Source organism: Sulfolobales archaeon (assembly GCA_038897115.1).
Taxonomy (GTDB): Archaea; Thermoproteota; Thermoprotei_A; order Sulfolobales; family AG1; genus AG1.
Window position 1 is genome coordinate 23,314 of sequence record JAWAXC010000015.1, and the last position, 7,822, is coordinate 31,135.

The 7,822-nt window shown below is 46.7% G+C and carries 5 protein-coding genes; 1 reads left to right on the top strand and 4 read right to left on the bottom strand.

What is annotated here, in order from left to right; genetic code table 11:
- Positions 1-144 precede the first annotated feature (144 nt).
- Positions 145-1,710, top strand: coding sequence for a hypothetical protein (locus QXE01_03420; protein ID MEM4970283.1), 1,566 nt, complete (start codon positions 145-147; stop codon positions 1,708-1,710).
- A gap of 379 nt (positions 1,711-2,089) precedes the next feature.
- Here the strand turns inward: QXE01_03420 and QXE01_03425 are convergent, their stop codons facing one another.
- The 4 genes from QXE01_03425 to QXE01_03440 form a co-directional block, all read right to left on the bottom strand.
- On the bottom strand, positions 2,090-3,334 hold the full coding sequence (locus tag QXE01_03425; GenBank protein MEM4970284.1) for a DNA methyltransferase: 1,245 nt from the start codon (positions 3,332-3,334) through the stop codon (positions 2,090-2,092).
- Between the two features lie 436 nt (positions 3,335-3,770).
- The gene (locus QXE01_03430; GenBank protein MEM4970285.1) at positions 3,771-4,262 is read right to left on the bottom strand and encodes a hypothetical protein; all 492 of its coding nucleotides are present in this window, start codon (positions 4,260-4,262) and stop codon (positions 3,771-3,773) included.
- A 112-nt stretch (positions 4,263-4,374) separates the two neighbouring features.
- A complete protein-coding gene (gene acnA, locus QXE01_03435) occupies positions 4,375-7,101 on the bottom strand; it encodes an aconitate hydratase AcnA (protein ID MEM4970286.1) in 2,727 nt (908 codons plus the stop codon).
- An 84-nt stretch (positions 7,102-7,185) separates the two neighbouring features.
- On the bottom strand, positions 7,186-7,822 hold a 637-nt coding region (locus QXE01_03440; protein MEM4970287.1), incomplete at its 5' end, for an SPFH domain-containing protein.

The following is a 7,822-nucleotide window of genomic DNA, read 5'->3' on the forward strand; positions in this document are numbered from 1 at the left end:
GCTATAGCAGAAAAGCATATAAATGAGAGGGCTGAAGACATTGACATCAAACAACACAAATCAACATAAAAGGTGAAGTAGTTTCATGAGGCTTTCAGGTTGTAAATGCTTATTAACCCCTAATCTTTTTTTTGGGGGATTGTGTTGGGCCCTATGGCTGGTCTAATCAATGTGGGTAGCGCTCTTGTAATGGCTCTGCTAGCCATTTCGATATTCCTGGGTCTTCTACCCCTCACCTCTGTATATGACTACTCTGATCGCTTTCCTTCTATCGATGTATCTATCTCCTATAGAGGCTACACATGGCTTCTACAGGGCTCTGAATCGGAGCCCGAGTTCCTATTGCTGGTGAAGGATAGCTCTGGCAGGCCTCTAAAGGCTATCTATAGCGTCTATGCATGGATGCCCAGCGGCGAGATCAAGGGTCTCGGCATCTATGGGGGGCAAGGGATTATAAGGGCTAACTACAGCGTTCTCAGAGATTTCTCGAGGGAGTGGAGGGAATATCTAGCATCGAGGAACACAGATCCGAGATATGTCTCACCAGGAATAATACTAGTGGGAGCAATACACGAGGATCAAGGAATATATGACAGCATCAAGGGAGTGCCAATAAGAATAGAAGAGATAATAAAGAACAAAAGCATAGCTATAGAAATAATAGAGCATCTAGAGGCTAAGAAACCCATAGCGAACCATAGCAGAAGCCAAGGAAATAGAGGAGTAGCTATCGGAGATATAAAGCTCCAGGGTCAATGGCCCCCTGGAAGTATAAGAGATGTATGCTACTCTGTTCCATGGTATACCGAGTGCTACTACTGGGAATTAGAGGAAAACTACGGATCTGTGATGGGTGTCCCCCTACCAATAGTTGCTGCTATGGTTCGCGGGCCAGAGGCGGATAAAATAGATTCTATTTCTCTGAGGGCTTTCTATAGATCCACGTCGACCGTCAGCCTAAAATTCACGATAACGGCTACTGTGGCTTCGTCATCAACTCCTATAGACTATAGGGTTGTGGGAGCCTCCATGGACCTTAGACAGGACAAAACGTGGCTAGATCAGCATGTTTTATTTAGATCAGGGATCGATTTTACACCGCCAGCTATTCTTGGAATAGGCTTTCTAGGCGATATAGCCGCTGCGAGGTATAGGCTATATGTGATGACATGTCCCTGGGGTTTCTGCTCATCAACCCCAACAGATACCCTTGCAAATATGACACTGATGAGACCCTCAATAGTGGATAATCAGATGATCAGCTATATCATGAAGGATCAGAACCCCTATGATGGCCAGGACATTCTAGAGAATGCCCTGAGACATTACATGCTCAACTGGGCATGGAGCAGGGATTTCAAGAGCCAAAACTATGTCTACTTTGATGTATTCACAGTAATCAATGATCTCAATACCTACCCAATATTCTCAGGATCGGTAAATGTGATAGGCATCCTCTGCGGCGTGTGGAAAATAGCGTGTCAAATTAAGGACAATGCTCCAACTATAATGGGAGCATCAGTAGGAGTGGAGCAGTCTAACCAGGTATATATGCTCTTATTTATAGAAGCACGTCTCAGAAGCGAGTATATTGACATGGGCTACTGGATATGGGCAAACTACTTCTATTCACCATCAACCCTCCTCTATGGGAGTAGTAGAAGCTATATTGGATCCCTCTATGCTGATGTATATGTATATCGCCAGTGACTTGGAAACATATGAAAAAGGAACAACAAGCCCCGCCTTTCAGGGCTAGGTAATGCTTTAAGCATCTGTGTCCCTTAGTCTTTTTTGCGATGAGGATAGCGATTATGAGCCTCGGAAACCTCCTTCCAGCGGCACGTGATAGGCATGCTAGACGCATAAGACTAAACCTATGCCCCTAAGGCTATAATAAAACCCATAACCCCGAGTCCCCTTACAAGGGAGATAGGGGTAACGGGCCGGAGGCCCGGCCCATGGTCTACCGCTGGGCGAGCGGGGCAGTGTGGATGCGTTTAGCGTCCACCAGCTATGAAGCGGTGAGAACCGCCCAAAGGGAACCCCCGCCCTTTTAGGGCGGGGAGGAAGTCAGATGTTTAAACCCTCAGCTCTTCTTCTTCATAACTAGTAGGTGCTCTGTTTGCGTCCTCTCGTCTGGTAGCCCTGTTGCTGGGTTTATCCTGGAGTTGAATAGTCTTCTAGAGACGATTCTATCTATCAATGTCTCCAGGTGCTGGAATCCCAGGCTCTCGAGGTGTTCCCTCAGTATCTCGTCTATCGGTATCCTCTCCGATCTGATCTTTACTGGGCCTACGAATAACGCTATTGTTTCTACTCTGCCGCTGTTTATGTTGAGGAAGTGGGCTAGTGATCTGAAGTATGCTTCGTAGAGCTCTAACAGCCTTTGGTGCCCCATTGAAGCAACCCTAGATCTATATTCCCTATAGAGCCTGCTATTAACCTCCACATCGGGGAGCCTGTTATACGGTATCTCGTGGCTTGCCAAGACTCTTAGATCTGCTCCTGTGAATCCAAGCCATGCTAGCTCTATCTTGAAGCTCCTGATATACTCCTGAGCCTGTAGATATGGTGGCGAGGTTATCATCAGCCTGACATCCCTATCAAGCCTCTCCCCCAGGGAATCAAATACTACTAGTCTATCCCCTTCCCTCCAGCTTGTTCTAACAACTATCTCAACATCCCTTGGGCCAAGTCTTTGGAACTCCCTTATCTTCTCAAGGGTTTTCCTAGACACTTCTCGATGCATTTCAACCATCTTAGACCTCCAGTTCGAGGCTAGTAGCTTCTTAACCTTCTCCTCAGCATATCTAGACCTATATGTCTTAGCTATCTTCTCATCAGAGTAGCTGAAGAACCTAGAGATCTTTAGAAGGGGTATGGCTATGGCGAAAGCTTTAGACTGTTCATCGAGAGACTTAGACCTCCTGAATACCTCCCTATGCCAAAAACCCCAGACCCTGCTAAGAGCCTCGTAGAATCCTCTGGGGTGCCAGTATAGTATATTCTCCCAAGCCGGGTGGAATTGATATCCATAGTCCCAGTCGATCTCGAAGTCTCTAAGCGATATATCGCCTCTATATATCGATGCATAGGTTAGGATACGGGTTACCGGGTTTAGATCCCATAGAATGGCGTTTCTACCAGTAAGGGTTGCCTCGATAGCAACACTTCCATACCCGGCAAAGGGGTCGAACACCCAGTCACCAGGCTCTGTATATCTCTCGATAGCATATCTAATAACCTGGGGGATAAACTTAGCAGGATACATATAGAGGTTATGGGTAGCATAGCCAGTACTAGGAATACCCCTAACAAGTTCTCTAAACAAGACCTCCCTATAGACACCAGATCCCGTTCCTCCCTAGATGTTCATTCCAATCATCCTATATAAGTTCTTGGTCACATCTAGGGAGTTCCACCTCGCCCATAGATCACGGGTTATCACTATGGGCTCATGGGTGGCTGTGGAGCCCAACGCATGGGGCTCCCATCTAGGATAAGCCCGCCAGGGCTTGGAGCAGCGCTCCCATTACCCAGGCAGAATCTAAATATATAAGCTTATCCTCTAAACATCAAAAAGATTTCAGCCCACACATAGAGATCATAACCTCATATATTATTTTATCTTAAAAAGCCGCTCCAAGTGCTAGGATCTTTTGAGAGCTATTTTGAAAGGGCTTCCTTATAACAGTGAAGCTTCCTTCTTTTGAATAAAGGGGATTGGCTTGTGGGTTGTAGGATAGAGGACAGGTTAATTATAGCTGCTATGTTTTTCTTGTTAGTGCCTCTACAAGTCTGTTTATTATCAGATCTCTCAGGCTATCCATGCTAGCCCTCATCTGCTTCATATCAGCTTCTAAACCCTCAACTCTTTTCTCAAGGGCTTCAACCCTCTTCTCTAGGAGCTCGATCCTCATGGTTAGGTTTTTCTCAACCTCCCCAATCCTCTTCTCTAGCATGTCCATTCTCTTCTCAATAAGATCCATTCTCCTCTCTATAGCGTTCATCCTCTCTGATAGGCTCTTCTCCAACGCCTCCATCCTTGTCTTTAGACTCTCCTCGAGGCTAGCCATTCTCTTCTCTATGGCATCCATTCTAGCCTCTAAAGTCCTCCTAGTAGCCTCCATAAGTAGGAAGCCTACTTCCCAGTCGCTCAGCTTCTCACCCTTGAGGGCCTTATCAACGATCTTCTTAGCATACTCTGTAAGAATAGATGCTATGACATCTATACCAATAGATGATGCTTGATCAGCCATAGACCTCTAGATATAAATGTTATAAAAGCTAAAAAATGCTACCCCGTTAATTCTAATATCCTTAGATCTCTAGGGCATTTAGAGGTGTTATGGAGCTTAATTATATATTTAATTATTGCTTAAGGGGTTGATCTAGGTTTTTGTGGGTTTTCAGGAGTTCTTTTAACATGTTTTTGAACGCGTAGTGTAATATGCTTCCATGCTTTAGATATTCGATCTCGGCTCTGGTTTCTACTCTAGCTATTAGCTCGACTGTTGTTCTAGACCCATCTGGCCTCTTGATCACGAGGTTCACCTTACCCCTTGGAACAAGGTTCTTCAAGCCCACTATGTCAAATAGCTCGTCTCCTCTGAGTCCCAAGGTGTCTGCGTTGACCCCGCTTAGGAATTGCAGAGGTATTATACCCATCCCCACTAGGTTGGCCCTGTGGATTCTCTCGAAGCTCTCCGCAATAACGGCTCTAACCCCTAGAAGCCTAGGTGCTCTCGCAGCCCAGTCTCTAGAGCTTCCAAGCCCGTATTCCTTGCCCGCTATTATGAGTAGGGGCACGCCTTCCCTCATATATCTCATTGCTGCATCGAAGACAGTCATGATCTCTCCTGAGGGGTAGTGTATTGTGTAGCCCCCAGCGATGTCTCTAACCATTTTATTTCTAACACCCTTGCTAGCGAATGCCCCTCTCATCATTACCTCGTGATTGCCTCTTCTAGCTCCATATGTGTTGAAATCCCTTGGCTGGACCCCTAGGCTCTGTAGATATTTACCAGCAGGGCTATCGGGATCTATCCTCCCGGCTGGTGATATATGGTCTGTGCTTATCGAGTCCCCGAGTATTAGGAGTGGCCTTGCATTATATATATCCTCTAGCACAGGCTCTCTATTGGGGTCGAAGTCATCTAGGAATGGGGGTCTCTTTATATATGTGCTCTTGGGATCCCACTCATATAGAGCCCCGCTGGGGGCCTCGAGCTTCTTCCAGGCCTCTGGAGCATCCTCGTATATTCTAGAGTACTTCTCTATGAATAGCTCTGGCTTTATAAACTGCTCCATGATCCTCCTGATCTCCTCCCTACTCGGCCAAAGATCCTTTAGATATACAGGGCCCCTAGGCCCTATAGCTACAGGCTCTCTCGAGAGATCCTTGTTAACCGTCCCAGCAAGGGCGTAGATCACAACGAGCATTGGTGACATTAGATAGCTAGCCCTAACATCTGGGTGCACCCTACCCTCGAAATTCCTATTCCCTGAGAGCACTGCTACCCCCATAATCCCGTCCTTGACAAGGGCATTGGATATCGCCTCTGGGAGTGGGCCTGAATTGCCTATACATGTTGTGCATCCATACCCAACCACGCTGAAGCCCAGCTTCTCTAGATACTCTAGAAGCCCTGATCTAGCTAGATACTCGGTAACAACCCTGGATCCAGGTGCCATGCTTGGCTTCACATGCTTTGGAAGTGATAGGCCGAGCTCAACTGCTTTCTTGGCTATCAGGCCTGCCCCTATCATCACCTCTGGGTTGCTTGTGTTTGTACAGCTCGTTATAGCTGCGATCACGACATCGCCATCTCTCAGAGTGATCTCCTCGCCATCCAGCTTGATCCTCTTCTCAATAAAGCCCGGCTTCTTCCTCCTCTCCTCAACAAACCTCGCAAGGCTCTTAGGCACTTCTGAGAAGCCAAGCCTCTGCCATGGAAGCACGGGTCCTGAGATGCTTGGCTCAACAGTGCTTAGATCTAGCTCAACAACCTCTGAATACTCGACATGCTCCTCCCAAGCCCTTCCAAATAGGCCCTGGGCCTCCATATATCTCCTTACAAGGGCGACATGCTCCTCAGGCCTCCCTGTGAGCCTCAGATATCTCAGCGTCTCCTCGTCAACTGGGAAGAGAGATATTGTGGATCCATATTCAGGCGCCATATTAGCTATTGTAGCCCTGTCAGGGACAGATAGCTTTGAGACCCCCTCTCCGAAGAACTCAACGAATTTACCAACAACATTTCTCTTCCTCAGAAGCTCTGTAACAGTTAGAACCACATCTGTTGCAGTTACACCCTCCCTCGGCTCTCCATATAGATGCACACCGACAACCTCTGGAAGAGGTATTATCACTGGTTGCCCCAGCATAGCTGCTTCAGCCTCAACACCCCCTACACCCCATCCTAGAACGCCTATGCCATTCACCATAGGCGTGTGGGAATCTGTTCCGATAACAGTGTCGAAATAGGCTACATAGCTACCCTGGATCTCCTCTGCTATGACAACCTTTGATAAGTATTCCAGGTTCACCTGATGTATAATCCCTATACCCGGTGGGAAAACCCTGAAGTTCTTAAAAGTGTTTCCAGCCCATTTGAAGAGCCTATACCTCTCGGAGTTCCTCGCAAACTCAAGCTCTATGTTCTTTTTAAGAGCATCTGGAGATCCCCAGAAATCCACCTGGACTGAGTGGTCTATAATAAGGTCTACAGGCACCTTTGGATTAACCTCCATAGGATCTATGCCGAGCTTGGCAACATATTCCCTCATAACAGCCAGATCTAGGATCAGGGATGTGCCTGTGAAGTCCTGTGTTATAACCCTAGCAACCTTGAAGGATATCTCGCCCCTAGGCGCCCTAGGATCCCACTTAACGAGGTTCTCGATATCCTCATCCCCTATTGTAACCCCATCATAGTTCCTGATCATGGATTCAAGTATAATCCTTAGGCTAATGGGTAGCCTAGATACATCTATACCCTCCTTCTCCAGAGCCGGTAGGCTATAGTATATATATTTCCTTCCACCCACTTCGAGAACAGATCTAATATGGTCTCTCAAAAAATCACCTCTAGCCATGAAACCCCCTCACCGAGATATAAGCAATAAAGAGATATATAAGCTAAGTACGATATATTCATAACCATATCTCTATGAAAATCGCTATGACCGATCCTGGGGCCTTCTAGCTATGGCTACCTGTTCTATAAGCCTTGTAGCTCCTAGGAGTAGCTCCATTGGAATCACTATCTTTGTGGATGGGGTGCTAGAGATCGATTTAAGGGCTTCTAGGTATTGCAGATAGAGGGTATTATGATCAACTCTGGAGGCCGCTGCATTCACGAGCTCCAAAGCCTTTGAGATCCCCTCAGCCCTGAGGATCTCGGCCTGTTTATCTCCTTCTGCTCTTCTTATCTGCGACTCCTTATAGCCCTCTGCCTCGAGTATTGCTGCTTGCTTCTTACCTTCAGCCTCTAGGATCATTGCCCTTCTAGTCCTCTCAGCAGACATCTGTCTTATCATAGCCTCTTGAACCTCTTTAGGAGGCTTGATCTCTCTGATCTCGACGGAGGTTACTTTGATCCCCCATCTATCTGTGACTTCATCAAGCTTAGCCCTTAGAGTGCTGTTTATATACTCCCTCTTAGCTAGCACATCGTCTAGAAGAAGATCCCCAACTATAGCTCTCAAAGTGGTTACAGCAATGCCTGTGGATGCTGTTACATAGTTGCTAACAGCTGTAACCGCTTTCACGGGATCGAATACCTTTAGATATACAAGAAGATCTATATCTACTGGT

Coding starts and splice junctions, on each gene's coding strand:
- acnA (MEM4970286.1), bottom strand. CDS start 7,101: ATGGCTAGAGGTGATTTTTTGAGAGACCATATTAGATCTGTTCTCGAA.
- QXE01_03430 (MEM4970285.1), bottom strand. CDS start 4,262: ATGGCTGATCAAGCATCATCTATTGGTATAGATGTCATAGCATCTATT.